The 25,865-nt window shown below is 62.5% G+C and carries 22 protein-coding genes and 5 pseudogenes; 14 read left to right on the top strand and 13 right to left on the bottom strand.

The genetic code is table 11. The features are described from left to right. The first annotated feature begins 15 nt into the window (after positions 1-15). Both rlmN and H9L14_RS13030 read left to right on the top strand, forming a co-directional pair. A complete protein-coding gene (rlmN, locus tag H9L14_RS13035) occupies positions 16-1,191 on the top strand; it encodes a dual-specificity RNA methyltransferase RlmN (protein ID WP_187708436.1) in 1,176 nt (391 codons plus the stop codon). A gap of 57 nt (positions 1,192-1,248) precedes the next feature. Further along, a pseudogene (locus tag H9L14_RS13030) lies at positions 1,249-2,519 on the top strand (class I SAM-dependent methyltransferase). Between the two features lie 53 nt (positions 2,520-2,572). Here the strand turns inward: H9L14_RS13030 and H9L14_RS13025 are convergent. Then, on the bottom strand, positions 2,573-3,190 hold the full coding sequence (locus H9L14_RS13025) for an EF-hand domain-containing protein (RefSeq protein WP_187708435.1): 618 nt from the start codon (positions 3,188-3,190) through the stop codon (positions 2,573-2,575). A gap of 163 nt (positions 3,191-3,353) precedes the next feature. On the opposite strand from H9L14_RS13025, the gene H9L14_RS13020 reads away from it, so the two are divergent. Both H9L14_RS13020 and H9L14_RS13015 read left to right on the top strand, forming a co-directional pair. Continuing rightward, positions 3,354-3,677, top strand: coding sequence for a hypothetical protein (locus tag H9L14_RS13020; RefSeq protein ID WP_222949837.1), 324 nt, complete (start codon positions 3,354-3,356; stop codon positions 3,675-3,677). A gap of 2 nt (positions 3,678-3,679) precedes the next feature. Continuing rightward, positions 3,680-4,606 carry a hypothetical protein gene (locus H9L14_RS13015; RefSeq protein ID WP_187708433.1) on the top strand — a complete coding sequence of 309 codons (927 nt, stop codon included), beginning with the start codon at positions 3,680-3,682 and terminating at the stop codon, positions 4,604-4,606. A 317-nt stretch (positions 4,607-4,923) separates the two neighbouring features. On the opposite strand, the gene H9L14_RS13005 is transcribed toward H9L14_RS13015, so the two are convergent. Genes H9L14_RS13005 through H9L14_RS12995 form a run of 3 tightly spaced genes read right to left on the bottom strand, consistent with a single transcriptional unit; the run spans position 4,924 to position 7,023 of the window. Continuing rightward, a complete protein-coding gene (locus tag H9L14_RS13005; RefSeq protein ID WP_187708431.1) occupies positions 4,924-5,655 on the bottom strand; it encodes a class I SAM-dependent methyltransferase in 732 nt (243 codons plus the stop codon). Further along, positions 5,655-6,578 carry a glycosyltransferase family 2 protein gene (locus tag H9L14_RS13000; protein WP_246444191.1) on the bottom strand — a complete coding sequence of 308 codons (924 nt, stop codon included), beginning with the start codon at positions 6,576-6,578 and terminating at the stop codon, positions 5,655-5,657. Before H9L14_RS13000 ends, H9L14_RS13005 begins: the two co-directional genes overlap by 1 nt. Beyond that, complete coding sequence (locus H9L14_RS12995) at positions 6,535-7,023, bottom strand: GtrA family protein (protein WP_187708429.1); 489 nt, start codon at positions 7,021-7,023, stop codon at positions 6,535-6,537. Before H9L14_RS12995 ends, H9L14_RS13000 begins: the two co-directional genes overlap by 44 nt. Positions 7,024-7,092: 69 nt before the next feature. Between H9L14_RS12995 and H9L14_RS12990 the strand changes: the two genes are divergently transcribed. Then, entirely contained in the window at positions 7,093-8,865 is a 1,773-nt protein-coding gene (locus H9L14_RS12990) for an AcrB/AcrD/AcrF family protein (RefSeq protein ID WP_187708428.1), read from the top strand. Here H9L14_RS12990 and H9L14_RS12985 read toward each other — a convergent pair. Then, positions 8,862-9,386 (bottom strand): peroxiredoxin, encoded by a 525-nt coding sequence (locus H9L14_RS12985; RefSeq protein ID WP_187708427.1) that lies wholly within the window; start codon positions 9,384-9,386, stop codon positions 8,862-8,864. The genes H9L14_RS12990 and H9L14_RS12985 overlap by 4 nt on opposite strands. Before the next feature lie 88 nt (positions 9,387-9,474). Here H9L14_RS12985 and H9L14_RS12980 point away from each other — a divergent pair, with 88 nt between their 5' ends. Next, on the top strand, positions 9,475-9,987 hold the full coding sequence (locus H9L14_RS12980; protein WP_187708426.1) for a COG3650 family protein: 513 nt from the start codon (positions 9,475-9,477) through the stop codon (positions 9,985-9,987). Between the two features lie 5 nt (positions 9,988-9,992). Here the strand turns inward: H9L14_RS12980 and H9L14_RS12975 are convergent, their stop codons facing one another. From H9L14_RS12975 to H9L14_RS12965, 3 genes are all read right to left on the bottom strand, one after another. Then, a complete protein-coding gene (locus tag H9L14_RS12975) occupies positions 9,993-10,427 on the bottom strand; it encodes a DUF1810 domain-containing protein (protein WP_187708425.1) in 435 nt (144 codons plus the stop codon). 31 nt (positions 10,428-10,458) lie between these two features. After that, positions 10,459-10,644 (bottom strand): PspC domain-containing protein, encoded by a 186-nt coding sequence (locus H9L14_RS12970; RefSeq protein ID WP_187708424.1) that lies wholly within the window; start codon positions 10,642-10,644, stop codon positions 10,459-10,461. A 329-nt stretch (positions 10,645-10,973) separates the two neighbouring features. Further along, a complete protein-coding gene (locus H9L14_RS12965; RefSeq protein ID WP_187708423.1) occupies positions 10,974-11,225 on the bottom strand; it encodes a hypothetical protein in 252 nt (83 codons plus the stop codon). A 113-nt stretch (positions 11,226-11,338) separates the two neighbouring features. On the opposite strand from H9L14_RS12965, the pseudogene H9L14_RS12960 reads away from it, so the two are divergent. From H9L14_RS12960 to H9L14_RS12950, 3 genes and pseudogenes are all read left to right on the top strand, one after another. Continuing rightward, positions 11,339-13,157 (top strand): annotated as a pseudogene (locus H9L14_RS12960) (ABCB family ABC transporter ATP-binding protein/permease). Positions 13,158-13,193: 36 nt separating this feature from the next. Further along, positions 13,194-14,978, top strand: coding sequence for a DNA helicase RecQ (gene recQ, locus H9L14_RS12955; RefSeq protein WP_187708422.1), 1,785 nt, complete (start codon positions 13,194-13,196; stop codon positions 14,976-14,978). A gap of 10 nt (positions 14,979-14,988) precedes the next feature. Further along, entirely contained in the window at positions 14,989-15,363 is a 375-nt protein-coding gene (locus H9L14_RS12950) for a protein tyrosine phosphatase family protein (RefSeq protein WP_222949836.1), read from the top strand. Positions 15,364-15,412: 49 nt separating this feature from the next. On the opposite strand, the gene H9L14_RS12945 is transcribed toward H9L14_RS12950, so the two are convergent. The 5 genes and pseudogenes from H9L14_RS12945 to H9L14_RS12925 all read right to left on the bottom strand — a co-directional run bounded on the left by H9L14_RS12945 (position 15,413) and on the right by H9L14_RS12925 (position 18,392). Then, positions 15,413-15,559 carry a hypothetical protein gene (locus H9L14_RS12945; RefSeq protein WP_187708420.1) on the bottom strand — a complete coding sequence of 49 codons (147 nt, stop codon included), beginning with the start codon at positions 15,557-15,559 and terminating at the stop codon, positions 15,413-15,415. Further along, the gene (locus H9L14_RS12940; RefSeq protein WP_187708419.1) at positions 15,560-16,096 is read right to left on the bottom strand and encodes a DUF924 family protein; all 537 of its coding nucleotides are present in this window, start codon (positions 16,094-16,096) and stop codon (positions 15,560-15,562) included. After that, a pseudogene (gene tldD / locus H9L14_RS12935) lies at positions 16,093-17,525 on the bottom strand (metalloprotease TldD). The gene H9L14_RS12940 and the pseudogene tldD overlap by 4 nt, the downstream one beginning before the upstream one ends. Before the next feature lie 54 nt (positions 17,526-17,579). Next, a complete protein-coding gene (locus H9L14_RS12930) occupies positions 17,580-17,798 on the bottom strand; it encodes a zinc-finger domain-containing protein (RefSeq protein WP_187708418.1) in 219 nt (72 codons plus the stop codon). Between the two features lie 72 nt (positions 17,799-17,870). After that, on the bottom strand, positions 17,871-18,392 hold the full coding sequence (locus tag H9L14_RS12925; RefSeq protein ID WP_187708417.1) for a DUF4402 domain-containing protein: 522 nt from the start codon (positions 18,390-18,392) through the stop codon (positions 17,871-17,873). Between the two features lie 124 nt (positions 18,393-18,516). On the opposite strand from H9L14_RS12925, the gene H9L14_RS12920 reads away from it, so the two are divergent. From H9L14_RS12920 to H9L14_RS12900, 5 genes and pseudogenes are all read left to right on the top strand, one after another. Further along, the gene (locus tag H9L14_RS12920; RefSeq protein ID WP_187708416.1) at positions 18,517-19,443 is read left to right on the top strand and encodes an ABC transporter ATP-binding protein; all 927 of its coding nucleotides are present in this window, start codon (positions 18,517-18,519) and stop codon (positions 19,441-19,443) included. Then, a pseudogene (gene nadB, locus H9L14_RS12915) lies at positions 19,440-21,019 on the top strand (L-aspartate oxidase). Before H9L14_RS12920 ends, nadB begins: the two are co-directional and overlap by 4 nt. A gap of 14 nt (positions 21,020-21,033) precedes the next feature. Continuing rightward, positions 21,034-21,429: an MAPEG family protein gene (locus H9L14_RS12910; protein ID WP_187708415.1), complete on the top strand. Its 396-nt coding sequence runs from the start codon at positions 21,034-21,036 to the stop codon at positions 21,427-21,429. 44 nt (positions 21,430-21,473) lie between these two features. After that, positions 21,474-24,320 (top strand): annotated as a pseudogene (gene polA / locus H9L14_RS12905) (DNA polymerase I). Then, positions 24,317-25,864 (top strand): lipopolysaccharide biosynthesis protein, encoded by a 1,548-nt coding sequence (locus H9L14_RS12900; protein WP_187708414.1) that lies wholly within the window; start codon positions 24,317-24,319, stop codon positions 25,862-25,864. Before polA ends, H9L14_RS12900 begins: the two are co-directional and overlap by 4 nt. Position 25,865: the final 1 nt, after the last annotated feature.

Below are 25,865 nucleotides of genomic sequence, written 5' to 3'. Positions count from 1 at the left end.
GATGGGCCGCCTGCCATGAGTGCCGACACTGCCATCATGCCGATCCCCGGCCCCGTCGACCCTGTGCCCGTGCCCAGGGCTGCGACGCCGCGCGCCGACGGCAAGGCCGAGCTTGTCGGTCTCTCGAAGGGCCAGATTCGCGCGACATTCGAAGAGGCCGGGCTCGAGCCGAAGCAGGCCAAGCTCCGCGCCAAGCAAGTCTGGCACTGGATCTACAATCGCGGCGTCACCGACTTTGAGGCGATGAGCGACATCGCCAAGGCCCAGCGGCCGTGGTTCGCTGAACGCTTCGCGATCGCCCGGCCCGAGGTCGTCGAGGCGCAAGTCTCAACAGACGGCACGCGCAAATGGCTGCTGAAGACCCACGATGGCCACGAATTCGAAATGGTCTTCATTCCGGATGCCGACCGCGGGACGCTGTGCGTGTCGAGCCAGGTCGGCTGCACGCTCAACTGCCGTTTCTGCCATACCGGCACCATGCAGCTGGTTCGCAACCTCGAGCCGTCTGAGATCGTCGGCCAGGTCATGCTCGCCCGCGACGCGCTAGGTGAATGGCCGAGCCAGCCCGAGGGCCGGATGCTGACCAACATCGTCATGATGGGTATGGGTGAGCCACTCTACAATTTCGAGAACGTCCGCGATGCGCTGAAGATCGTAATGGACGGCGACGGCCTCGGCCTGTCGAAGCGCCGTATCACGCTGTCGACCAGCGGCGTCGTTCCGATGATGGACCGCGCCGGCGAGGAGATTGGCGTGAATCTCGCCGTGTCGCTGCATGCGGTGACCAAGGAAGTCCGCGACGAGATCGTGCCGCTCAACCGCAAGTACGGGATCGAGCAATTGCTGGAGGCGTGCGCGGCTTATCCGGGCGCGAACAACGCGCGCCGAATCACGTTCGAATATGTGATGCTGAAGGACAAGAACGACAGCGACGAGGATGCCCGCGAGCTCGTCCGGCTGATTCGGCAATATCGTCTGCCGGCGAAGGTGAATCTGATACCGTTCAACCCCTGGCCGGGCGCGCCCTACGAATGCTCGACGCCTGAGCGGATCAAGGCTTTCAGCAATATCGTGTTCGAAGCGGGCATTTCGGCTCCAGTCCGGACGCCGCGCGGCCGTGACATCGATGCTGCCTGCGGCCAGCTGAAGACAGCCGCGGAGCGCAAGCGCAAGGCTCGCGAGCCCGCCTGACCCATTTGCCCGCGCCTGCCTGGCGTGGCACATCGGCTTCACTCTTTGGAGGTGTGCATGGCGTTGATCGGGCGTTTCATTGAACAGATCCTGCCGATCGGCAGCATCACGATTGTCCAGGCCGACGGCGGTCGGGAGACCTACGGTCCCGGCGGCGGCAAGCACGTTGCGGTGCGCCTCCACGATCGGCGAGCGGCGCTCGAGCTCTTCCGCAATCCGCGTCTCAAGCTCGGCGAGCTCTACATGGATGGCCGGGTCACGATCGAAGACGGCACCATCCTGGATCTCCTGGAGCTGATCGTCGGGGCAAAGCCTTGGGAGAAAGGCAAGCGCAAGGCGCTAGGCAAGGGCAAGGGGAGGTGGCTGAAGCGCTTCTTTCGGCGCAATGACCCCACCAAGTCTCGGCGAAACGTCGCGCACCATTATGATGTAGGGAACCAGCTATACGAGCTCTTCCTCGACCGCGACCTGCAATACAGCTGCGCCTATTTTACAGAGCCGTCCAATTCGCTCGAGCAGGCGCAGGAGGACAAGAAGGCGCACATCGCCGCCAAACTCTATCTGAAGCCAGGCCAGCGGGTTCTCGACATCGGCTGTGGTTGGGGCGGGATGGCGCTTTACCTGAACCGCGTCGCCGACGTGGACGTCCTCGGAATTACCTTGTCCGAAGAGCAATTGAAGGTCGCGCGCCGCCGGGCCGAGGAAGCGGGTGTAGCCGACCGCGTGCGCTTCCAGCTGATCGACTATCGTCATCTCCACGGCCCCTTTGATCGCATCGTCTCGGTCGGCATGTTCGAGCATGTCGGCGCGGCCCACTACGAGGAATTCTACGCCAAGTGCCGCGAGTTGCTGACCGATGACGGAGTGATGCTGCTCCACACCATCGGCAAGCTCGGCGGCGCGGGACAGCCGGACCCGTTCACCGACAAATGGATTTTCCCCGGCTATCACTTGCCGAGCCTGTCGCAGATGTCGTCGGGAGCGAAAAGGTCCGGCTTATCGCCAGCGATATCGAGACGCTTCGCCTCCACTACGCCTTGACTTTGCGGGAATGGCTGAAGCGTTTCACCGCGGAGCGTGCGGAGGTGATCAAGCTCTACGACGAGCGCTTCTTCCGGATGTGGGAATTCTATCTCGCCGGCGGGATCGTGATGTTCGAGAGCGGCGCGGCCTGCAACTACCAGGTGCAATACATCCGTGACCGCAACGCGCTACCGATCACGCGCGACTATATGGCCGAAGCCGAGCAACGGTATCGTAAGCTCGGAGCCGCGCCCGCGAAGGGCGCCAATCGCAAGAAGACGGTCGCTCCCGAGCCCGTCAAATAAAAGGGCCCGGCGAAAATCGCCGAGCCCCAAAAAATCTTCGATCTGGACAGTCCTTAGCTGTGATGCTCTGCGCGCATGCGCTCGTGCATCTGCTTGCGCTCATCCGGGGTGATCTGGCCGTCGCGATTGGCGTCGGCCATGTCGAAGTGGCGCAAGGCGGCCGCCTGCGCCTCTTGTAGAGTGATGCGCCCATCCTTGTTGGAGTCGGCCATCTCGAACATGTGACCCGAGAAGCCGCTCATCCCGTGCATGCCTCCGGGCTTATGCCCATCGCGACGGCCGCCGCCGTCACGATCGTGCGAAGCGATGCGCTGCTCGTGCTGTGCCTGACCGGCATCCCATTCCGCGCGGCTGACGGAGCCATCTCGATTGGAATCGAGCCGATCGAACATCCGGTCTCCGCGGTCGTCGCGGCGGTCCTTCGCCCGTTCTGACCATTTACCGCGAAATGCCTGAGCGGCGGCATCAGCCTCGGCCTTCGTCACCACGCCATCATGGTTCGCATCGACCTTAGCAAAATGCTCTGCCACTTTCGCCTGAACTTCTGCCCGGGTATGCACCTTGGCCGCCATCGGCTGGGCAGGTGCTTGTGGGGCCGCGCTCGGAGCAACTTGAGCTATCGCCGCCGCAGAGGCGAGCAACATCGCGCCACCAATCCAAAGCCTCTTCATTCGACTGCCTCCTCGCAGAAAGAGCCGCGTTCGATTAACAAGCTGAAGCTGTATCGATGTTGAATGCGCCGCTGCTGTCGTGGCAAGGGGCCGTCGCGATGGCCAAGGGGTATGCTGACAATGTCCAATCGAGCGACTGCGCAATGAGGTCGGCCGGTTGAACATGACTCCCATGACCGCTGCCCCTCCGCGGCCGCTAGGCCCGCGGCCCTGGTGGGAACGCCGCAGCTTCCTTGCGGCACTGATCCTGCTTTCCGTCGTGCCTTTGCTTTATCCGCCGATCCCACCGCTCGTGGACCTGTTCGGCCACTTGGGTCGCTACCGGGTGCAGCTGGACGTCGCGACCTCGCCTTGGCTGTCGCAATATTACGGGTTTCACTGGGCGCCGATTGGGAACCTGGGTGTCGATCTACTCGTCGAGGTGCTCGCGCCCCTGTTGGGGCTGGAGCTTTCCGTAAAGCTGATCGTCCTCGCGATCCCCCTTTGACCGTGGCTGGATTCCTGTGGGTCGCGCGTGAGGTCCATAATCGGGTGCCGCCGACGGCATTCTTCGCCCTGCCGCTCGTCTACAGCCATCCGTTCCTGTTCGGGTTCGCCAATTTCTCGCTGTCCATGGCGCTTGCCTTTCTCGCCTTCGGTCTTTGGCTTCGGCTGGGAAGGCTGGGGAAGACCAAGCTTAGGGCATGGCTCTTCGTACCGATCTCGATCGTCATCTTCTTCACGCACACGTTCGGTTGGGGGACGCTCGGGCTGCTAGCATTCTCGGCTGAAGCGGTCCGTCAGCACGATCATGGCAAGGGCTGGCTCAAGTCCGGATTCAACGCGGCTCTGCACGCGTCGACGATGGCGCTGCCCTTGGTCTTCATGCTCGCCTGGCGCTCGGCGGCACCGGCGGGTGGCACCGAAGACTGGTTCAACTGGGATGCGAAGCTCGCTTGGATCAACAGCATCTTCCGCGATCGATGGAAGAGCTTCGAGTGGTGGTCGATGTTTGCCCTCGTTGCCGTCCTGTTCGAAGCACTTCGCAACCCTCGGCTGGGTTTTTCCCGCAACCTCGGCTTTTCTGCCTTGGTGCTGATTGCGGTCTATGTTCTGCTGCCGCGCATCATCTTCGCGTCGGCTTATGCAGACATGCGGCTTGCGCCGTTCTTGTTCGCCTTACCACTCCTCGCAATTCGATTCCGATCGGAGACGCATTACCGGACCGCGCAGGTCTTCGCCGTCCTCGGCCTGATGTTCTACGTGGTTCATATAGCGGCCGTGACTGTAAGCCTGGCGATGGCTTCCAATGACCAGCAAGCGAAGCTGAAGGCGCTCGATCACATCCCGATGGGTTCCCGGGTTGCTAGCCTGGTCGGCCAAGGTTGCCTGGATCGCTGGGCTATGCCCGCAACAGCCACATCGGCGCGATGGTGATCGTCCGCCGACATGGCTTTTCGAACGACCAGTGGACGATTGCCGGCACCAACCTTCTTGAGCTTCGGTACACGAGGCCGGGGCCATTCGCGGTAGATCCATCGGAAATCGTTCGGCCGTTCAACTGCGCAAAGCCACGCCCCTGGGAAATCAGGAACAATCAGCTCCGCGGCGACTGGACGATACATCAGGCGCTGGAGCGCCTTCCCGCGAGGACTTCGATTTCCTTTGGCTGATCGACGTGCCTCCGTACGATCCGCGCTACGTCAGAGGATTGGAGCTTGTCTGGACCGGCCCGCGGTCCGAGCTGTATCGGATTAGGCCGGCCGGCGCAGAACAGCGACCAGCGACACCCCAAAGGGAAGCGGCAGCCGCCCGATAAGTCCCGCCTCAAGCCCAAACACGCCTTTCAGAATCGAGTTCACTGGCCTGGGAGGCATTGCATCGTCTGCGCTCTCGCGCCCGGTGACCTTTCCGGCGGCGCGAACGGCTGCAATCAGCGGAAACAGGAGGCTATTGAAGGGCGACAGCAGGTCGACTTCGAATCCGCATTCGCGAGCGACATTTCGAAGCTCGTCCTTGCCGTAACGCCGATGGTGGTGGTGAGCGACGTCGTGCGCGCTCCACATCCACTTGTTCGCCGGAACGGTCACGAGAAGCTTCCCGCCTGGCTTCAGCCGTTCGCGGATGGCCACCAGGCCGCTGCGGTCATCGGGAACGTGCTCAAGTACGTCGAGCAGCGCGACCAAATCGAATTGGTCCGTCGGCCAGGCCGACAAATCGGGCAGTGCCGCGTCGGTCACGGCTCGACCCAGCCTCTTGGTTGCGAGTTCCCGCGCGGTCTTGTCCATCTCGGTCGCTTCGACGCGCCCAAATTTCGACAGCATCGCGAGGTTGTGACCGGTGCCGCATCCGATCTCGAGGATGCGGGCATTCTTTGGCGGCCGGACGATACGCTCGATGAGGTTCTGGAGAATGTCGCGGCGAGCAACGAACCACCAATGGTCCGAATCCAGCTCCGCCATTCTCTCGTAGACTTGTGCTTCCATCAATCGTCCCCGCCGATCCGCTCTCGAACGATGTACAGCGGCCGGTGCTTTGTCTCGACGAGAATGCGGCCCACGTATTCACCCAGGATTCCGAGCGAGAGAAGTTGGAGGCCTCCGAGGAACAAGATCGCGACCATCAGCGAGGCATAGCCCGGAACCTGGACGCCGAAGATCAAAGTGCGGATCGTCACGAAGATGGCGTAGAAAAGTGCGAGCATTGCGACGATCCCGCCGAGATAGCTCCAGATGCGGAGGGGCGCCGTTGAAGCTGATGTGATGCCGTCCAGCGCAAAGGTCCAAAGCTTCCAGTAATTGAACTTGGTCTGGCCGTGCTGCCTCTGTTCTCGGCGGTACGAGACGGACGCCTGGCGGAAGCCTGCCCAGGCGAAGAGTCCCTTCATGAACCGGGTCCGCTCGGGCATCGCCCGAATGACGTCGACGACCTTGCGATCGAGCAAGCGAAAATCGCCGGCATGCTCCGGGATCTTGTCGTCGCTCATCCAATTGTGAGCCCGGTAATAAAGATCCGCAGTAAGTCGCTTGGGCAGGCTATCCGTCTCGCGATCGTTGCGGACGCCGTAGACGATCTCAAATCCTTCGCGCCATTTGGCGATCATGTCGCCGAGCACTTCGGGCGGGTCCTGCAGATCGACGTCCATCGGGACAATTGCCTGGCCGAGCGCTTCGTCGAGCCCAGCCGATAACGCGGCTTCCTTCCCGAAATTTCGCGAGAAGGAGATTGCGCGAACGCGGTCATCGGCTTCGTGTGCGCGCTTGATGCGGTTGAGCGTGTCGTCGCTGCTTCCATCATCCACGAACAGGATTTCGAAGCTCTTCGCGGCAGGATCCGAGAGCGATCTTATGACGCTGCCAACGCGTTCAACGAAGGGGCCGATCGCCTCCTCTTCGTCCTTGACGGGCACGATGATTGAAAGAACGGGCGCTCTCATCCGTAAACCCATCGCCTGTGCAACGCGAAGGTGACCCATGGCGTGACGAAAATGAAGGGATGATCGGCCACCACGTCGGCCCGCCGAGTTGTTTGACCAGCATCCACACGAAGAACTGGTTCAGCAGGAAACCGATGATGTTGACTAACAGGAAGCGGGTTGCGCGGATATGCTGCTGATCCCTCGACCCGTGGCCCCGAAAGCTGAAGGCTCCGTGGGCGAAATAGGATATTCCGGAGAAGACGAGGAAGACTAGGGTCAGCGAGATCATTGGGTCGACGCCGAGCAAATCGGTCACCGCCCAGTAGCTGATCGAGAAAAGCACTGTGATGACGAACCCTGCGAACCCATAGCGCGCCGCCTGCAGCAGCACGGCGCGATGCTCTTTATCGAGTGGTAGCAGTTCGGAGAGTGTCATGCGTGGCAGTCTGCTTGCTCTGTAGCCGCGCCCCGCTACAGCAGGAAACCCTTTAAAAAGAGGCAAGGCTTGGACCGCGTTTTCGATTTGCTCGACCGCTACTGGAAATGGGTTGTGGTCGGCACCTGGCTAGCCTTGTGCACCTACTTCGTGATGGATCGCTGGAACACGATCCAGTATTTCTCGCTACCTGATACCGATGACAATATGCGGATGAGCCAGGTTCGGGCCCTGCTGGCGGGGCAGGACTGGTTCGACCTTCGCCAGTATCGGCTGAATCCGCCCTTCGGCGCTAACATCCACTGGTCCCGGCTCGTGGACCTGCCGATCGCCGGGATCATCCTAGCGCTGCGTCCGCTGGTTGGCGGCGTCGATGCTGAGCGCACGGCTATCGCGATAGCACCGATGTTGCCGCTGCTGCTGCTCCTCGTTTCGGTCTCCCTGATTACGCGGAGGCTCATTGATCGTCGCGCCTATCCGCTCGCTTTCATCACCCTCTTCTATGCCGGGTCGGCCACCGGGATGTTCATGCCGGCACGGATCGACCACCATGGGTGGCAGCTAGCGCTGCTGGCGCTGTCGGTGGCTGGGGTCGCTGATCCTAAGAGAGCAAGAGGTGGGGCAGTAGCCGGCATTGCCTCGGCAATGTCACTGTGGATCGGCCTCGAAATGGTGATCTACATCGCGGTCATCGGCGCGGCGATGGGGCTCTTTTGGGTCTCTGATGCAAATGAACGGAAGCGGCTCTCGACCTATGCCGCTGCGATGGGCGGCGGGACGGCGATCGGGTTCATCGTCTTCGCTTCGTACGCCAATCGCGCGCCGGTCTGCGATGCGCTTTCCCCGGTATGGCTTTCGGATGCCTTGCTGGGCTCGGCGTTGCTTTTCGGCCTGACAATGTTCTCGCCGGCCGACTGGAAACGCCGCCTGGCCATGGCGGCAGCGGCGGGTATCGTGGTCGCGGCCTTCCATGCATTGATGTGGCCGCATTGCCTTTCGCGGCTCGAGGGCATTTCTCCCGAGGTGGAGCGGCTTTGGCTGAGCCATGTTCGCGAGGCGCGGCCTCTCTATCGCCATGGATGGCAGACCGCGGTCGCGGTCGCTGCAATTCCCGTGACCGGCATGATCGGCTGGTTTCTTCTCGCCTGGACGCGGCGGCAGGATCCGGATCTGTTGCGGCGGATCCTTGCGGTGGCCGCACCACTTACGGCCGCGACATTGCTCCTGCTGTGGCAGACCCGGACTGGCCCGGCAGCTCAGGTCCTTGGCCTGGCTGGAGCGATTGCATTGCTATGGGCCGCGGTGCCTTGGACGTGGAAATCAAAGAATTCAGCTGTTCGCGTTCTCGGAACATTTCTGCTTGTTGCGTTGGGTCTCGGCGCGGCGGCGCCCGCTGCGAGCTATTTCTACCCGGTGAGGAAGAAGAAGCCGGTGGAGCTGGCAGTCGACAAGGCCAACCGGCAGTGCGTTTCGCTTTGGGGCCTGAAACCCGTGGCGAAGCAGCCGAAGGGCATGGTCTTCACCTTCATCGATCTCGGCCCAAGAGTCATCACAGTGACCCATCACGATGCCGTAGCGGGTCCTTACCATCGCAACGGAGATCAGATCGCTGACGTCATGAATGCATTCAGGGGCGACGAGGCGCAGGCGCATCGGATCATGGCCAAGTACCGCTCCGACTATTTGCTGGTCTGCCCGAACATGGCCTCCGCGACGATCTTCACATCCGAGGCGCCCAATGGCTTCTACAGCCAGCTCTCGAAGGGCCGCGTCCCGACATGGCTGACGCCCGTCAGCCTTCCGAAGGATTCGCCATTCCGCATGTGGCGGGTGAACCGCTAGCGCTTCAGCGCTTTTACGGCCTCGAGCGTCTTGGCGACGTGCTGGCTCCAGTCGAGATCATCGTGGACCATGACGATCCGACCCCGGCGGTCGATGACGTAGGATGTCCGGGTCGTGAGCCCAGGATGCTCGGCCCAGGCCACGTCATAGGCCTTCTGCGTTTCGACAGTCGCGGTGGCCACGGGGAAAGCACTGCGGCAGGCCTCGACCGAGAAACGTTGCAGCGTCGGAAGGTCGTCCGCCGACATTCCGATGACCCGCGCTCCCGCTTTCCGGAATTCCTTCGCCGCTTCGCTGAACGCGTGAGCCTCCAGCGTGCAGCCTTTAGTGAATGCCTTAGGGAAGAAGTAGAGCACGACCGGGCCCTTGCGGAGCTGGTCCGCGAGGTGAAGCTTGAAGGCCTTGCCGCCGACGGCACCCGTGGTGGTGAAGTCGGGTGCCTTCGATCCATTTGGTAGAGCAGCTGCTGCGGGCGTTGCCACTGCTGCGGCTATCACGAAGGCCGTTAGCCACTTGCGCATGCGACTCTCCTCTATCGGGTGATGGAACCTAGCCAAGGAACGTTGCAGAAGCCAACATCGCTCCCGTTTGTAGCTAGAGGGGTCATCGGTGCGGCGCACGAACATCGTGATGATTGGCTTATTGTTGGCGGCCTGCGGCCAACGCGACGCGGCCGAGAGCAATTTAGTACCGGCGAACGAGGTCGAGCAGGTCAACCGGGTTGTCCCACCAATTGCGGAAAGCAATGTTGTGGCAGAAGCTGTCCCGCGGGACAGTGCAACACCATCGAGCGCAAGCCCCTGCAGGATCCAGAACGGCAAGGAGATAGGCCCGAATCGTCTGAAGGCGGTGGGCACGGAGCCCTTCTGGAGCGCCGACGTGGATGGCCGATGCGTCACCTACAGCACGCCGGAGAATCAGAAGGGCATCAGGATCTGGACTAAGTTCACGGGCACTCGAGAGACAGGCGAGTGGAGCGGATCGCTCGGCAAGGATCGCTTCATTCTGGCGACGAGGCCCGAAGCGGGGTGCTCCGATGGAATGTCCGACCGCACCTATCCGATCGCTGTAACGCTGAAGATCGGAGGCGATGAAAGGCGGGGCTGCGCAGGGCCGGAGTAGCTGGGTTAGTTGCGGCCGATAAGCTGAAGCGTCGCTTGGTCTGGTCGATCGTAAAATGCGTCTAGGGCGCGTGCGAAGAGCGGGTCGCCCGATACGCGCTCGAATAAAGTGAGGCTCGATCGAAACTTCATCGCGTCGACCTCGCCAAGGACCTCAACGGCGGATTTTCTGTCGGCCCAGGAAAGTATTGCCTCGACCGCCTTGCGATAGCGGTCTCCAAGGACCGGGTGGTCCAGGTAGGCGCGAGCCTCATGAATGGACCCTATTCCATAGACGGTTGCGGTTGGGCTTCGGCCCAGTCCGGCGAGCTGCGGGAAGATGAACCAGATCCAGTGGCTCTGTTTCCTTCCGGTCTGCAATTCCGTCAGCGCAATTTCGAACGTACCTTGCTGGGCATGGACGAAGCGTTGCAGCTGAAACGGATCCGGGCCCTCAATCACAAATGAGAGGTTAGGGAAGGTTAGCGCGGGATCAACGGTCCGACGCTAACCATCCCGTGAGAACGTAGAACAGGATCACCACCGGCCCGGTCAGCAGGAGCGCTGCGACCATTCCGAGGCGGATCAGAAGTGCATCGATGCCGGTCCAGTCGGCAAGGCCGGCGGCCACGCCCATCACCTTGCCTTGGGTCCTGTTGAGAACAAAACGACCGTTCACTTCGAATTCCTTGTGCTGAGGTTCGTTACGCAATCGGGAACGCGCTGGTCGCGGTGCTGACGAACAGCATGGCGGTGATGAAAGCGGCTGCGAAGGCAGTGGCGGTGTCGCGAGCAGAAGTCAGAGCAAACATTTCAGTCTCCCTTTTTGATGTGCGGCTCGACGTGAGCCCCACGCCGCTAACAATGCAGGGAGCGTGCCAATTCGAAATTATCTTTGTTTTTCAGTAGAAGAGAGTGGCTGCTTGGCTAGCAGTTGGCGCAATTCGCGCTGACTGTTGGGAGATTTTCCCAATTGGATTGGGCCAAGATTAGGCCATGAGGGAAAGCTCAGCCGCGAAGTGAGTTCGCCGGTGCCTTGTCCGAAGAGTCCTTGGCGGCGATGGTCCGCGGATCAGTCGCCCGGCACTCGGCTACGAGCGTCGGAAAATCGAACTCGTTGTTCGTCAAAAGCGCTTGCTGAGTGCCGGCGGAGCAGGCTTCATGGGACGAATAATGCGTCGGCATCGTCGCCACTGGCGTGCACTGTGCCGAGCCGTCGGAGCAGCCCAGGATCGCGATGACGTAATAGACTGGTTCCATTTGGAAAAACCCGCTCGAGAACTTGTCCGCAAAACAGCCGAATCCCACTCCAGTTCCACTTGTTTCGCATACGTCATTTGCCGCGGGCCATACGCACTCCTACCTAGGCCCGGATGGCATCGGCAGAGGGACAGCATCAGGAGAAAGCAAAGGGTGGTTTCCACACCCTCGTGCGCTTCCTCCCGATGCTTTGGCCTAAGGGTCAGACGGAGCTGAAGGCGAGGGTAATCGCCGCGGTGGTCCTCGTCCTTGCAGGCAAGGCAGCCGTGCTGGTCATGCCCTTTGCCTACAAGGCGGTTATCGACCGCATGTCGGGTCCCGCGGTGGCCGCCGGCGTCGTGACCGGATTGGTCGCTGCCTATGCGACTGCTCGCTTCGCGGGAGTCCTCGCCGACAATCTCCGCAACGCCTTGTTCGAGAAGGTCGGTCAGGGGGCCGCCCGGCGGCTATCGGGCCAGGTGTTCCGCCACATCCACGACCTCAGTCTGAGATTTCACCTGGAACGCCGGACCGGCTCGCTGACCAAGATCGTCGAGCGCGGGACAAAGAGCATCGACATGATGCTCTACTTCCTCCTCTTCAACATCGCCCGACGATCATCGAGCTGGTCGCGATTTGCGCCATCTTCTTCGTCAAATTCGGCGGAGGGCTCGTCGCCGCTACCCTTGTGATGGTGGCGATCTACATAGCCTTCACGCGCAAGGTCACGGACTGGCGCGCACAGATCCAGCGCGACATGAACGAAGTCGACAACAAGGCGATCGGGCGCGCGGTCGATTCCCTGCTCAACTACGAGACCGTCAAATATTTCGGTGCGGAGGAGCGCGAGGCGAAGCGCTACGACGAGGCGATCGGCGCCTTCACGAACGCCGCCGTTCGAAACGAAACGTCGCTCGCGTGGCTCAACATCGGCCAGTCCTTCATCACCAATCTGATGATGGCCGGCGCCATGATCTTTACGGTCTGGGGTTGGAGCCGCGGCCAATTCACGCCTGGCGACGTAGTGCTCGTGAACTCGCTTCTGATGCAGCTTTTCCGGCCGCTGGACATGCTCGGCTGGGTTTATCGCTCGATCCGGCAGGGCCTGATCGACATGGAGGCGATGTTCGGATTGCTCGATACGCCCGCCGAGGTCGTCGATGCTGCGGACGCGCCTGCCCTTGAAGTGAAGCGCGGCAACGTTCGGTTCGAAGGCGTGCGCTTCGGGTACGAGCCGGGCCGCGAGATCCTGAAGGGCATCGATCTCGACATTCCCGCCGGGACGAGCCTCGCGGTCGTCGGGCCTTCGGGAGCGGGAAAGTCGACCCTCGCCCGTCTGATGTACCGCTTCTATGATCCGACCGCCGGGCGCATCCTCATCGACGGACAACCCATTGCCGAGGTCGCGCAGCGCTCGCTCCGTTCCGCGATCGGAATCGTCCCTCAGGACACGGTCCTGTTCAACGACACGATCGGCTACAACATTGCCTACGGTCGCGCCGAAGCGTCCGAGGACGAGATCGAAGGAGCGGCCAAAGGCGCCGCCATCCACGATTTCGTAAACTCGCTTCCGCAAGGCTATCAATCGATGGTCGGCGAGCGTGGTCTCAAGTTGTCCGGCGGCGAGAAGCAGCGCGTCGCAATCGCCCGAACTCTCCTCAAGAATCCCCGATCCTCGTGCTGGACGAAGCGACCAGCGCGCTCGACAGTCGCACCGAGCAGGCGATTCAGGAGACGCTTGAGCGGATCGCCCGCAACCGCACGACCATCATCATCGCGCACCGTCTCTCGACCGTGGTCGGAGCCGATCGCATTGCCGTGCTGGAGGACGGGAATGTGGCGGAGCTCGGCACCCACGAGGAGCTGCTCGATCGCGGCGGCCTTTACGCCGATCTCTGGTATCGCCAGGCGGCCGAGCGCGTCCTCGAAGAAGCCGCGGAAGCCGCCGAGTAGTTTCGACAAGCTCGTCCCGCACGCTATGGACGGGGCGTGAGTAGCGTTCCCGAAATCCTCCACACAGTCTTCGGCTTCGACCATTTCCGCGGGGTCCAGGAAGACGTCGTCGACCGAGTGCTTGCCGGCCGGCACACGCTCGCGGTGATGCCCACGGGAGCGGGCAAGTCGCTCTGCTACCAGCTGCCCGCCATCGCCCGCGAAGGCGCCGCGCTTGTCATCTCGCCGCTGATCGCGCTTATGCACGACCAGATCCGGAGCGCCGACGCGATTGGGCTTCGCGCCGCGTCGCTGACCTCGGCGGATGCCGACCGGGAACAGACGGTCCAGCGCTTCAAGTCGGGCGAGCTCGACCTGCTCTACATCGCGCCGGAGCGGGCGACCGGCGAAGCTTTTCGTCGCCTCATTAGCCGCACGAACCTGTCGTTAATCGCGATCGACGAAGCGCATTGCGTGAGCGAATGGGGACACGACTTTCGTCCCGACTATCGCCTGCTGAAGCCGCTGCTCGATGACAATCCGGACGTGCCCCGGCTCGCGCTGACGGCAACCGCCGACCAGCGCACCCGCGCCGACATCTTGGCTCAACTCGGCATTCCGGAGGAAGGATTGATTCTCGCCGGCTTCGACCGGCCCAACATCCGCTATCACGTCCGCCCGCGCGACGGGCTGAATGCCCAGCTTAAGACGCTGCTTGCCGGCCAGCCGGGCTCAGGTATCGTCTACGCGCCGAGCCGCGACAAATCAGAGCGGATCGCCGAACAACTCGCGGGAAGCGGAAGGCCGGCGGTGACCTACCATGCCGGTCTCGAAGCACCGATTAGGGCCCGTAATCAGGCAGCATTCGTCGAGTCCGAGGAAATGGTGATCGCGGCGACCGTTGCGTTCGGAATGGGGATCGACAAGCCGGACGTGCGCTTCGTCGCCCATGCCGGGATCCCGAAATCGATCGAAGCTTATTACCAGGAAACCGGCCGCGCCGGCCGCGACGGCGAGCCGGCAGAGGCTTGGCTCTTCTGGGGCGCCGAGGACTTCGCGCGAGCCCGCAGCCGCATCGAGCAGGAAGTCGAGCCGGTTCGGCGGCCCGCCGAGCGTGAACGTCTCAATGCGCTCGCGGCCTTCGTGGAAACGCCGGGCTGCAGGCGCGCCGTACTGTTGCGTCATTTCGGCGAGGACCCGCCCGAAACCTGCGGCAATTGCGACAATTGCCTCGACCCGCCCAAGACGATCGACGCCACCGAGGTCGCTCGCAAATTGCTCTCCGCGGCGTTCCGGACCGAAATGCGCTTCGGCGTCGCGCACCTCGCGGACGTGCTGGCAGGCAACGACAATGAGAAGGTGCGCAGCTTCGGCCACGATCGCCTCTCGGTTTTTGGGATCGCCAATTCCGAAGAACTGGCCCTGGTCCGGCCGGTCGCCCGGGCGTTGATCGCTCGCGACGCCTTGCGTGCCGATGCCTATGGCGGCCTGAGCTTCGGGCCCGGTGCGAAGCCGATCCTGAAGGGTGAGCAGGAGCTGACGATCACGTTGCCGGCACCGCGCAAGCGGACGTCCAGACGCCGCCACGAGGGACCCGCCGACCCGATGTTCGACGCCTTGCGGGAGGTTCGCCGGCAGCTCGCATCAGATGCGGGCGTTCCGCCTTATGTGATCTTCCACGATTCGACCCTGCGTGAGATCGCCGCGACCCGACCGCGGAGCCTCGCAGAACTTGGAACGGTCCAGGGAGTTGGTGCAGCGAAGCTTGCCCGCTACGGGGAAGCCATGCTCGCCGCGCTTGCGGCCAAAGAGGAAGAACCGGATGTCGCGCCAGCTGGATGAAAAGGTTTTGGTGAGTGGTCAGATTAGGCCCGAAGACGTCGCCGCGCTGGTCGGCGAGGGTGTCACCATGCTGGTCAACAATCGTCCCGATGGAGAGGAACCTGATCAGCCGCTCGGCATGGACATCGAGAAGGCCGCCCGGGCGGCCGGCATCGAATATCGTGCGATCCCGATCATCCGCGGAATCGGTCCCGCAGACGCTCAAGCCATGCAGGACGCAATCAAGGCCGCCAAAGGGAAGGTATTCGCGTTCTGCCGGACTGGCACGCGCTCATCTCTCGCATGGGCATTGGCAAAGAACGATGAAGGCATGTCGCGCGGAGACATCGAACGGCACCTCTCGGACGTCGGCGTCGACCCGACGCCGATCGCGCATCTGCTCTAAAGCGTTGGAAGGAGCCGGCGGGCGTCGGCCAAATCTTCTTCGAGAACCATCAGCCGGATTGGCATGATCGGCCCCAGCCGAACCCATGCATGTCGGTGTCGAACAGCACAGCGTCGATTCCCTCGGCCTCGAGGTTCAACCGTGCGAGATCCGCCTCGACGCGATTATCGAACCGGGCGAGCTCGACGAGGCTCATTCACCAGGGAACGACATTGCCCGCGGCGACTTCATCCGGGCGCGGAGCACGCCCGAGGATCGCATTGCGGTGCGGAAAACGGCCGAAGCGCTCGATCAGGTCGTGATGTTTCTTCGCGAAACCGAGCTGATAGTCGTCGCCTAGCGCAGTGAAGAGCTGCACCGACCAATTCTGGTCGGCGAGCACCTCGCTGTGCTGGAACGGCATGTAGAGGAAGCCCCGTTCCTGCCGCTGCAAGTTGTCGTCGAAGCCGCGATCGACCGCCGACTTCGCAATGGCGAGCGCGAGATGATCAGTCGCAAACTGTTCTGCCGAGTCGCGGAACATGTTGCGCGGAAACTGATCGAAGAGGACGATGGCCGCGAGCGCCGTCAGAGAATCCTCGAGAAACGCATCGACCGGCAGCTGTCTCTTCTCAGCCCACAGTTTCGAAAAGCGTTGGCGGATTTCGTCGTCGACTTCCGGCTCACTGCGCCACCACTGCTTCGGGTCGAGCCCGAACCAGTATGTCAGAACGTCCCGGCGCCAGTCAGTCACGCGGTTGCGGTGCCTCCGACGGTCAGGCCGTCGATCAGCAGGGTTGGCTGGCCCACACCGGCAGGCACGGACTGTCCGCCCTTGCCGCAGATACCGATGCCTTCATCCAGCTCCATGTCGTTGCCGATGCCCTTGATCCGGGTGAGAACTGTCGGCCCGTCACCGATCAATGTCGCACCCTTGATCGGCTCGGCGATCTTACCTCCGCGGATTCGATAGGCTTCGGTGCAGGAGAAGACGAACTTGCCGCTCGTGATATCCACCTGCCCGCCCCGAAGCTCTTAGCGTAGATCCCGTCTTTCACCCGCTCGACCAGCTCACCGGGATTATCGTTGCCGCCCAGCATAAAAGTGTTGGTCATGCGTGGCATCGGTGAATGCGCGAAGCTTTCGCGCCGGCCATTGCCAGTTGGCTCGACGCCCATCAGCCGGGCATTCAGCCGGTCCTGGATGTAGCCCTTCAGGATTCCGTCTTCGATCAGGACGTTGCGGCGCGTCGGAGTGCCTTCGTCGTCGATCGTGAGCGATCCGCGGCGCTGGCCGATCGACCCGTCGTCGATGACCGTGACCCCGGGTGCGGCAACGCGCTCGCCGATTCGACCGGAGAAGGCGGACGTCCCCTTGCGGTTGAAGTCGCCTTCAAGGCCATGGCCGACCGCCTCGTGCAGCAGAACGCCGGGCCAGCCGGGGCCGAGCACGACCGGCATTTCGCCAGCGGGGGCTGCGACGGACTCGAGATTGACCAGGGCCTGCGCCAGCGCGACGTCGATTGCGCGCTGCCATTCGGATTCCTCAAACAGCCGACCGTAAAGATAGCGGCCGCCCATGCCGTGAAACCCTGTTTCACGGCGATCGCCGTTTTGCGCGACGATCTGAACGTTGAGCCTCACCAAAGGCCTCACGTCGCTTCCCACGAAGCCGTCCGAGCGGACGATGTCGATGACGCTCCAGCTGGCGGCGAGTGAAACGGCGACCTGCGCAACGCGCGGATCGCGCGCTCGCGCCGCTGCGTCGATCTTCTGGCATAGCGCCACTTTCTCCGCGAACGGGATGACGCCGAGCGGGTCGTCCGCCGTGTACATCGCCTGGTTCGTGCGCAGCGGCGGCTGGGCCGGCGGGCCCTTCGCGGGATCGAGCAACTTCAGTGTTGCTGCCGCTCGATCGACAGCGGCGGCGCTGATTTCATTGGCATGCGCAAATGCGGTCGTTTCGCCAGAAACGCCGCGGAGTCCGAACCCTGAGGCCGTGTGGTAATCAGCCGTCTTCAATCGACCGTCGTCGAAACCGAACGCCTCGCTTGCCGAATATTGGAGGTACAGTTCGCCGTCGTCGCAATGGGCGAGATGCTTTGCGACCAGGTTCTTGGCGTCGTCCGGATCCAGCGCTCCATCGCGATAAAGGAATCGGCGCGGATCGGTGATTAGGGACATTGGGCAGATATAGACGTCGCGGAGGTTCCTGCCACCCCGGTCGGGTTTTGGGCCTTAGGCCTGCTTGTCGGCGGGACCGCCCTCGAGGACGAATCGCCGGTCGCAATAACCACACTCGACGAAGCCGAGGTCGGGCTCCATTCGAAGGAACACGCGCGGATGACCGAGTGCCGGCGAGACTTCGCCCGATCCGTCGCAGGCGACCTGCAGGGTCTTCACTTTGTAGACTTCCGGCGGTGGAAGCGCGTTGGCGGCCTTGGCGGACTGTTCCATGGGCTCCCGGTAGCAATCGCGGGTTGCGGCTTCAATGCGAAGGGTTGCCGCAATCTTAAATCTCTTGGCGGGCTAGGGGTATTGAACGTCTACGGTAAACGTTCCGACATAGAGCCCTTCCACCTGGTTGGCGTTGACGTTCAGCGTCCCGCCGACCTTGAATGTGAACGGCTCCTTGGCGTTGACCGTGCGGCTGTTGCTGCCATTGATCGTCCATGTCGAGACGGTCATTGTCTCGGTGCCGCCAACCCTGATGAGCGTGATGGGCTTGTTTGGGATGCGGACGATCACGACGCCCTTCACCGGAGAGACGCTCTCGAACAGGGCCGAGTAGGGATTCCCTCCGACGCTCACTACGCCGCCGGTGGTCGTCAGGACGTCCGTGCTCGGGTTCATGACCGCGGTGCCGGCAGTGGTCACGGTGAGGGCACCGAAGTTCAGATCGTTGAGCAATCGGACCTGTGCCGCGCGGCGGATATCGGCGCTCGCCTTGGCAGGCGGGGCGGCGGCCTTCGGCGCAGCAAAAGCCGGCGCCGCCGTCATGATCGAAAGCAGCCCTGCAGCAAGCAAGGTGAAGAGACGTACCGGACCCATCGCAAAGACCGCAGTAACCTTTTCCCCTCAACAGGCGTCTGACAGGTACAGTAAACGCCGCATTTACCTGTTTTATTTTGCTCAGCTTGTCCGCGGGCCGCGCTGGCCGCTATGCGAACCTGTGATGGAAACGCCTGCCGCCATTCGGATCGACTCCGTCTCCAAGACCTATGCGGGCGGAAAGCTCGCGCTCGACGATGTCAGTTTCGACGTCCCGCAGGGGCAGATTTTCGGATTGCTCGGACCCAACGGCGCCGGAAAATCGACTCTGATCAACATCCTCGCGGGCCTCGTCGTGAAGAGCGCCGGCAAAGTCCGCATCTGGGGCTTCGACATCGACGAGCATCCGCGCAATGCGAAGCGCTCGATCGGGATCGTCCCGCAGGAGATCCTATTCGATCCCTTCTTCACTCCGAAGGAGGCGCTGGAGATTCAGGCGGGCCTTTACGGAATTCCACCGGAGCAGCGGAAAACTGACGAACTGCTCGCGGCGATGCATCTGACCGACAAGGCCGACGCATATTCGCGTACCTTGTCGGGCGGGATGAAGAGACGGCTGTTGGTTGCCAAGGCGATGGTCCATTCGCCGCCGATCCTCGTCCTCGACGAGCCGACCGCTGGTGTCGACATCGAGCTCCGCCGACAGCTGTGGGCTTATGTTCGCGAACTGAATGCTCAGGGCGTCACCGTTGTACTCACCACCCATTACCTCGAAGAGGCCGAGGAACTCTGCGATCGCATCGCGATCATCAACCACGGGAAAGTCGTCGCGAACGAGCCGACGCGGACCTTGGTGGCGAAGGCGCAGGAAAAGGCGGTGGTGGTCACCTTCGACCAGGACCTTGGCTCGGTCCCGAGCCACTCCTGTTTCGAGAATATCCGACTGCTGGACGAACGAACGATCGAGATCACCTATCGCAAGGACAAGTGCAATGCGGGCGACGTCCTCGCGGCCGTCCAGCGCGAAGGCTTCTCTATCGTCGACGTTCGGACCCGCGACCCCGATCTCGAAGACGTGTTCCTCAGTCTGGTGAGCGAAAAGGCGGCATGAAAGCCACTGCGGACGTATTGGTCGTCGGGTCCGGGGCGGCCGGGCTGACCGCCGCTCTCAACCTAGCCGAAGACCGTAAGGTTGCCGTCATTGCGAAAGGCGCGCTCGGCGAGGGGGCCACCGGCTGGGCGCAGGGCGGAATCGCCGCGGTCCTGGAAGAGGGCGACAGCTTCGAATCGCATATTAACGACACGATGATTGCGGGCGCCGGTCTCAATGACCGCAAGGTTGTCGAGCATGTCGTCGAATCTGCACCGCGCGCCATCGCTCGCCTGATCGAACTGGGTGTCCCCTTCGCGACGGAAGGCGGCGGCCTTCACCTGACCCGCGAGGGTGGACACAGTTTTCGCCGCATCGTCCACGTCGCCGATGCGACCGGAGCCGCGGTCCAGCAGGCGCTGGAAACCGCCGCGCTCAGGCATCCGAACATCACGCTCATCCCCGACATGGTCGCCGTCGACCTGATCACCGGCCGGCACGCGACCAACTTCTCGACCAGCGGAGCGGTCCACGGCCTGTACGCCTACAATCGCGCGAAGAAGCGGGTCGAGGCGCTGACCGCGCGAGCGACCGTCCTCGCGACGGGCGGAGCGGGCCGCGCCTATCTGTTCTCGACCGCGCCGCGCGGTGCGACCGGCGACGGTATCGCCATGGCTTGGCGGGCGGGATGCCGGATCTCCAACATGGAGTTCATGCAATTCCACCCGACCTGCCTCTACAATTTGCAGGTCAAGAACTTCCTCATCACCGAGGCGGTTCGGGGCGAGGGCGGTCAGCTCAAGATACCCGGCACCGGCGAGCGCTTCATGCCGCGCTTCGACGAGCGTGCCGAGCTTGCGCCTCGCGACATTGTGGCCCGCGCGATCGACCACGAGATCAAGCGGCTTGGTCTCGACTATGTGCACCTCGACATCTCCCACCGCGACCCGGATTTCGTCCGCGAGCATTTTCCGAACATCTACGAGAAGCTGATTGGCCTGGGCATCGACATCACGAAGGAGCCGATTCCGGTCGTTCCGGCCCAGCATTACACCTGCGGCGGCGTGGTCGTTGACCTGCATGGCTGTACCGATGCGCCTGGGCTCTATGCAGCTGGCGAGGTCACTCAGTCCGGCCTTCACGGCGCCAATCGCCTGGCTTCGAACAGCCTACTCGAATGCCTCGTGTTCGGTGAGTCCGCCGCACACCATATCCTCGGCAATTGGGACGCGCTGACCGATGTCCCGGAGGTTCGCGGTTGGGACGAAAGCCGAGTCACCGACAGCGACGAGGAAGTCGTGATCACCCAGACCTGGGCGAGATTCGCCGCTTTATGTGGAACTATGTCGGCATCGTCCGGACGACCAAGCGGCTCGAACGGGCCAAGCACCGCATCGACCTGCTTCGCCAGGAGGTCGCCGACTACTACAGGCATTTCCGCGTCACGCCGGACTTGATCGAGTTGCGTAACCTGGTCGAGGTCGCGGACCTGATCATCCGAAGCGCGCTCTCGCGTCACGAAAGCCGCGGCCTTCACTACACGCTCGATTATCCGAAGATGGCCGCCGAGGCGAAGGACACCGTTCTGGTCCCATAGAAGAGGAGCCGGGAATGCCAGTCGAACTCAAGATCGCCGCGTTCGGAGCGCTTCTGCTCCTGGTTCACATTTTCGCCGCGGTTCACCTCAAGACGAAGCAGTACGGCCGAAACTGGAACGTAGGCGCTCGCGACGAGGCACTTCCGGCGCTCAATCCCGTCGCCGGACGGCTCGCCCGCGCTCAGGCGAATTTCCAGGAAACCTTCCCGATCGCGATTGTGGCTCTGCTGGGTGTCGTTCTTGCGGATCGCACGAATTCGTGGACCGCTCTTGGCGGGTGGATATGGCTTGGAGCGCGCATTATTTATCTTCCGCTCTACGGCTTTGGCGTGCCGGTGGTGCGGACGATCACTTTCGTGATCAGCCTCATCGGCCTTTGCATGGTGCTGAAGCCGTTGTTGTTCGGCTAGCCGCCGCTGGCATCCGTCCGACACCCTGCTAAACCCGCCCGCTCATGTCCGACGTAGAAACCGCCGAAGCGCCCACGACCGAAGCGAAGGTGACCAACCACCTCTACCTTGTCGACGGGTCGAGCTACATCTTCCGCGCCTATCACCGGCTCCCGCCGCTGACGAACCGGCACGGGATGAATGTCGGGCGGTCTATGGCTACACGGCCATGCTGTGGAAGCTCGCTGACGGGCTGAAGCAGGCCGAGGGCCCGACCCACATGGCCGTCATTCTCGATGCGTCGGAGCATACGCACCGCAACGAGATGTACGACCAGTACAAGGCGCACCGGCCGCCGCCGCCCGAAGATTTGGTCCCGCAGTTCCCGCTCATCCGTGTGGCGACGCGCGCCTTCTCCATCCCTTGCATCGAAAAGGCCGGGCTCGAGGCTGACGACATCATCGCCTGCTACGTAATGGCGGCGAAGAACGCCGGTTGGAAGGTGACGATCGTCAGCTCCGACAAGGATCTGATGCAGCTGGTTGAGGACGGGCACGTCGACATGCTCGACACGATGAATGACCGCCGCATCGACGAAGCCGCGGTCAATGAGAAATTCGGCGTGGGGCCTGAGAAGGTCGGCGAAGTCCTCGCGCTTATGGGCGATAGTGTCGACAATGTTCCCGGCGTTCCGGGCGTTGGCCCCAAAACGGCAACTCAACTGATCCAGCAATACGGCAGCGTCGAGGCCGTGCTCGCAAGCGTCGAAGAAATCGCCAAGCCGAAGCTCAAGCAGAATCTGATCGAGCATGCGGACAATGCGCGGCTCTCGCGCGAACTCGTGCGGCTGGTGTGCGACGCACCACTTCCAGAACCGCTCGAGGATCTGATCCTAAAGGGCATTCCCCGGAACCGCTCAGAGAATTCCTCGAGGATCAGGGCTTCAAGACCCTCTTGAATCGGATGGTCGGCGGCGGCTCGCCCAATACCGGCGCGACCGTTCGCAATGACGTCATAGCGGCACTCGACCGCAAACCGGCGTCGAAGATCGCCGAGCCCGACGCACCGGAGAAAATCGAGGTCGATGTCTCTAAGTACGAGACCGTTACGGACGAAGCTTCACTCGATCGCTGGATCGCGGAGGCTCGGTCGCAGGGCTATATCGCGGTCGATACCGAGACCGACTGCATAGACTGCATCATCGCCAGGTTCGCCGGGATCAGCCTGGCGACCGCCCGAACCGCGCCTGCTACATTCCGGTCGGCCACGTCGGCGGAGACCTTCTGTCGGAAACGCCGAATCAGCTTCCGCTGCAGCTCGTACTCGACCGCCTGAAGCCGCTCCTTGAAGACCGGGCGGTGCTGAAGATCGGGCATAATCTCAAGTACGACTGGGTGATGTTCGACAAGGCGGGCATCGACGTCGCGCCTTACGACGACACGATGCTGATGAGCTTCGACCTGGATGCAGGCCGGAGCTTTGGCCACAACCTCACCGACCTCGCCAAGTCGCAGTTCGAGCATGACTGCATCAGCTTCAAGTCGCTGTGCGGGACGGGTGCCAAGCAGATTACCTTCGACAAGGTGCCACTGAAGGAAGCGACCGAATATGCGGGCGAGGATGCGGACATCGCGCTTCGGCTGTGGCAACGCTTTAAGCCTCGCATGACCACCGAGCATGCCGAGCGGGTCTACAAGCGTGTTGACCAGCCTTTGATCCCGGTCATCGGGCGGATGGAGCGGCGCGGCGTGAAGGTTGACCGCGAATATCTAGCGGGGCTCAGCAAGACTTTCTCGGAAGAGATCACGAAGCTCGAAGGCAATATCTACGAAGCGGCGCAGGGGCCGTTCACGATCGGCTCGCCGCAGCAGCTCGGCGATGTGCTTTATCAGCGGCTCGGCCTCAAGGGCGGTCGCAAGGGCAAGAGCGGTCATTATTCGACGGACGTGAATGAGCTGGAGCGGCTCGCGAGCGAGGGCGTCGACGTCGCGCGCTTGGTGCTCGACTGGCGCCAGCTGACGAAACTTCGGTCGACTTATACCGATGCGCTGCAGGCGCAAATCAATCCGGAGACCGGCCGTGTCCACACCAGCTTCAGCCTGACCGGCGCACAGACCGGGCGACTGTCGTCGAACGATCCGAACCTGCAGAACATTCCCATCCGAACGGAGCTCGGCCGCAAGATCCGCGACGCCTTCGTCGCCGAGCCGGGATATGTGCTGATGAGCGCCGACTATAGCCAGATTGAACTGCGCATCGCGGCGCACATGGCCGACGTCCCGCAGCTCAAGGAAGCGTTCAAGAACCGCGACGACATCCACAACATCACGGCCGAAGAGCTGTTCGGCACCGTCGATCGCGACACAAGGGGCAAGGCGAAAACGGTCAATTTTGCCATCCTTTACGGCGTATCAGCGTGGGGTCTTGCATCGCGAATGGGCGTGTCGAGGGAAGAAGGCTCGGCGATCATCGCGCGCTACTTCGAACGTTTCCCGGGCATCCGCGCCTACATGGACGACACCCTGAATTTCGTCCGGCAGAACGGCTATACGAAGACTCTCTTCGGCCGGAAGACGCACTTCTATCCGAACATCCGCTCGCCCAATCCGTCGATCCGGGGCGGGGCCGAGCGCGCCGCCATCAACGCGCCGATCCAGGGCACCAGCGCCGATCTCATCAAACGAGCGATGGCGCGGATGGATGGTGCGCTGGCCGAGGCCGGCCTCGACGGAGTCCGCATGCTCCTGCAGGTTCATGACGAATTGGTTTTCGAGGTGCCCGACGGCCGTGAGGAGGAAGCGGCTGCCGTGGTCCGCCGGGTCATGGAAACTGCGGCGGAGCCGGCTCTCAAGCTCGACGTTCCGCTCGATGTCGAGATCGGCTGGGGCGAGCATTGGGGCGCGGCGCATTGAGCACGGCGCCGAACGGCTCGGCACCTCCCGCAGATCTCGCGGCCTTGGCTCGCGGCGGAAGAATCAACTTTTTCGGCTTCTGCGTTCGGCTGGCGGCGCGCCTACCGTTCCTGTTCATCGCCGGCCGGATCTACGGCGCCGAGGCGCTCGGCCGCTTCGCCTATGCGGTCCTGATCGTCGAGTTCGCCGCCCAGCTTGCGACCCTTGGGTTGAAGCGAGGTCTCGCGCAGCAACTCGCTCATACCGACAAGCCGCATGTATGCATCGCGTGGGACGCCTTGCTGGTCGCCGCCGTCGGTTCCACGTTCGCAATGGGCATACTGATGGTCTTCCCTCAGGCCATGTTCCCGAACAGCGAGCTGACCGGACTCGAATGGCTGCTGCCGATCACGATCATCGCGCTGGCCTGGTCGGACATCATGCTCGCCGCGCTCGCCTATCGCCACGATGTGACGTCGACGGTCCGGGCGAGGGCGATCGTTGAACCCGTGACGATCAGCGTCGCGGCGCTCGTCTGGGCGTTCATTTCGACGCGCGACGGCCTGATCATCTCCTACGTCCTGTCGATGGTCGCCGCCCTGCTCGCTTCGATCATCCCATTCGTGAAGAATTACGGGATCGCGCACGGCTGGCGGCCGGATCCCGCGACCCTCTGGCGGATGGCCAGACGCAATATTCCGGTTGCCGCGGCTGACGCGGTGGAGTGGGGATCACGCCGAATCGACATCGCGGTCCTCGGCCTGTTTTTTTCGCCGAAGGTCGTCGGCATCTATTATGTCGCGCAGAACGTTGCTTCGCTTCCTGCCAAGCTAAAGACCAGCTTCGACCCGATCCTCGGACCGGTCATCGCGCGCAACCTGAAGGAAGGCGACAAGGAAGCGGTCGCCAAGCAGGTGCGGCAGGTCGGTTTCTGGGTGATCGGTGCGCAACTCGGTGTCGCGCTCGCTCTCGCAATTCCGGGCGAAGCCGTAATGGGTCTCGTCGGACCGGCATTCGTTGCCGGTACCGCCGCCTTGGCTTTCCTTCTTGCCGCAGAAGTCGTGGCTGCGATGGCGGCGGTTAGCGAGGCCGCTCTCATCTACGTAGCACGGCACCGCAACATGCTGATCAGCCTCGCGATGCTGGCGCTCCAGGCGGGGCTCTCCGTCGTGCTGATCCTCGCGATGCGCTGGCTCGGATGGCCAGTGATGTTCCAGGCCACTGGTCCTGCCATGGCCCTGATGCTTGCCTTGGGCTTCGCGGCAATCGCCAAGTCGCGGCTGCTGTGCGGAATTCTCGGTGCTCGCGTGAATGGCTGGCGCTGGCCCTTGATCTGGGCCGCTGGCGCCGGGACTATCGTCGGGTATCTCGCGACCCTCCTTCCCGAGTGGGCCGAGTTGATATTCGGCATCCCGGGAATCCTGCTCGCCTTCGGCGCGGTCCTGTGGACCAAGGGTTTCAAGGCCGAGGACCGCGAGCTGTTCCGAATGAAGAAGGCGGATATCGAAGAGCTGCAGGAACTTGAGATTCCTGCCCCCGGGACAACCGGAGATGTCGTCCGCTAGC

The sequence above is a fragment of the Sphingomonas sediminicola genome (genome assembly GCF_014489515.1).
Lineage (GTDB): Bacteria > Pseudomonadota > Alphaproteobacteria > Sphingomonadales > Sphingomonadaceae > Sphingomicrobium > Sphingomicrobium sediminicola.
Note: the sequence above shows the minus strand (reverse complement) of the source record. Positions and strands in the feature narration are given on the sequence as shown.

Coding starts and splice junctions, on each gene's coding strand:
- rlmN (WP_187708436.1), top strand. CDS start 16: ATGAGTGCCGACACTGCCATCATGCCGATCCCCGGCCCCGTCGACCCT.
- H9L14_RS12985 (WP_187708427.1), bottom strand. CDS start 9,386: ATGCGCAAGTGGCTAACGGCCTTCGTGATAGCCGCAGCAGTGGCAACG.
- H9L14_RS12920 (WP_187708416.1), top strand. CDS start 18,517: ATGGAAACGCCTGCCGCCATTCGGATCGACTCCGTCTCCAAGACCTAT.
- H9L14_RS12965 (WP_187708423.1), bottom strand. CDS start 11,225: ATGGAACCAGTCTATTACGTCATCGCGATCCTGGGCTGCTCCGACGGC.
- H9L14_RS12930 (WP_187708418.1), bottom strand. CDS start 17,798: ATGGAACAGTCCGCCAAGGCCGCCAACGCGCTTCCACCGCCGGAAGTC.
- H9L14_RS13005 (WP_187708431.1), bottom strand. CDS start 5,655: ATGGAAGCACAAGTCTACGAGAGAATGGCGGAGCTGGATTCGGACCAT.
- H9L14_RS13025 (WP_187708435.1), bottom strand. CDS start 3,190: ATGAAGAGGCTTTGGATTGGTGGCGCGATGTTGCTCGCCTCTGCGGCG.
- H9L14_RS12910 (WP_187708415.1), top strand. CDS start 21,034: ATGCCAGTCGAACTCAAGATCGCCGCGTTCGGAGCGCTTCTGCTCCTG.
- H9L14_RS12995 (WP_187708429.1), bottom strand. CDS start 7,023: ATGACACTCTCCGAACTGCTACCACTCGATAAAGAGCATCGCGCCGTG.
- H9L14_RS12925 (WP_187708417.1), bottom strand. CDS start 18,392: ATGGGTCCGGTACGTCTCTTCACCTTGCTTGCTGCAGGGCTGCTTTCG.
- H9L14_RS12945 (WP_187708420.1), bottom strand. CDS start 15,559: ATGAGCCTCGTCGAGCTCGCCCGGTTCGATAATCGCGTCGAGGCGGAT.
- H9L14_RS13020 (WP_222949837.1), top strand. CDS start 3,354: ATGACTCCCATGACCGCTGCCCCTCCGCGGCCGCTAGGCCCGCGGCCC.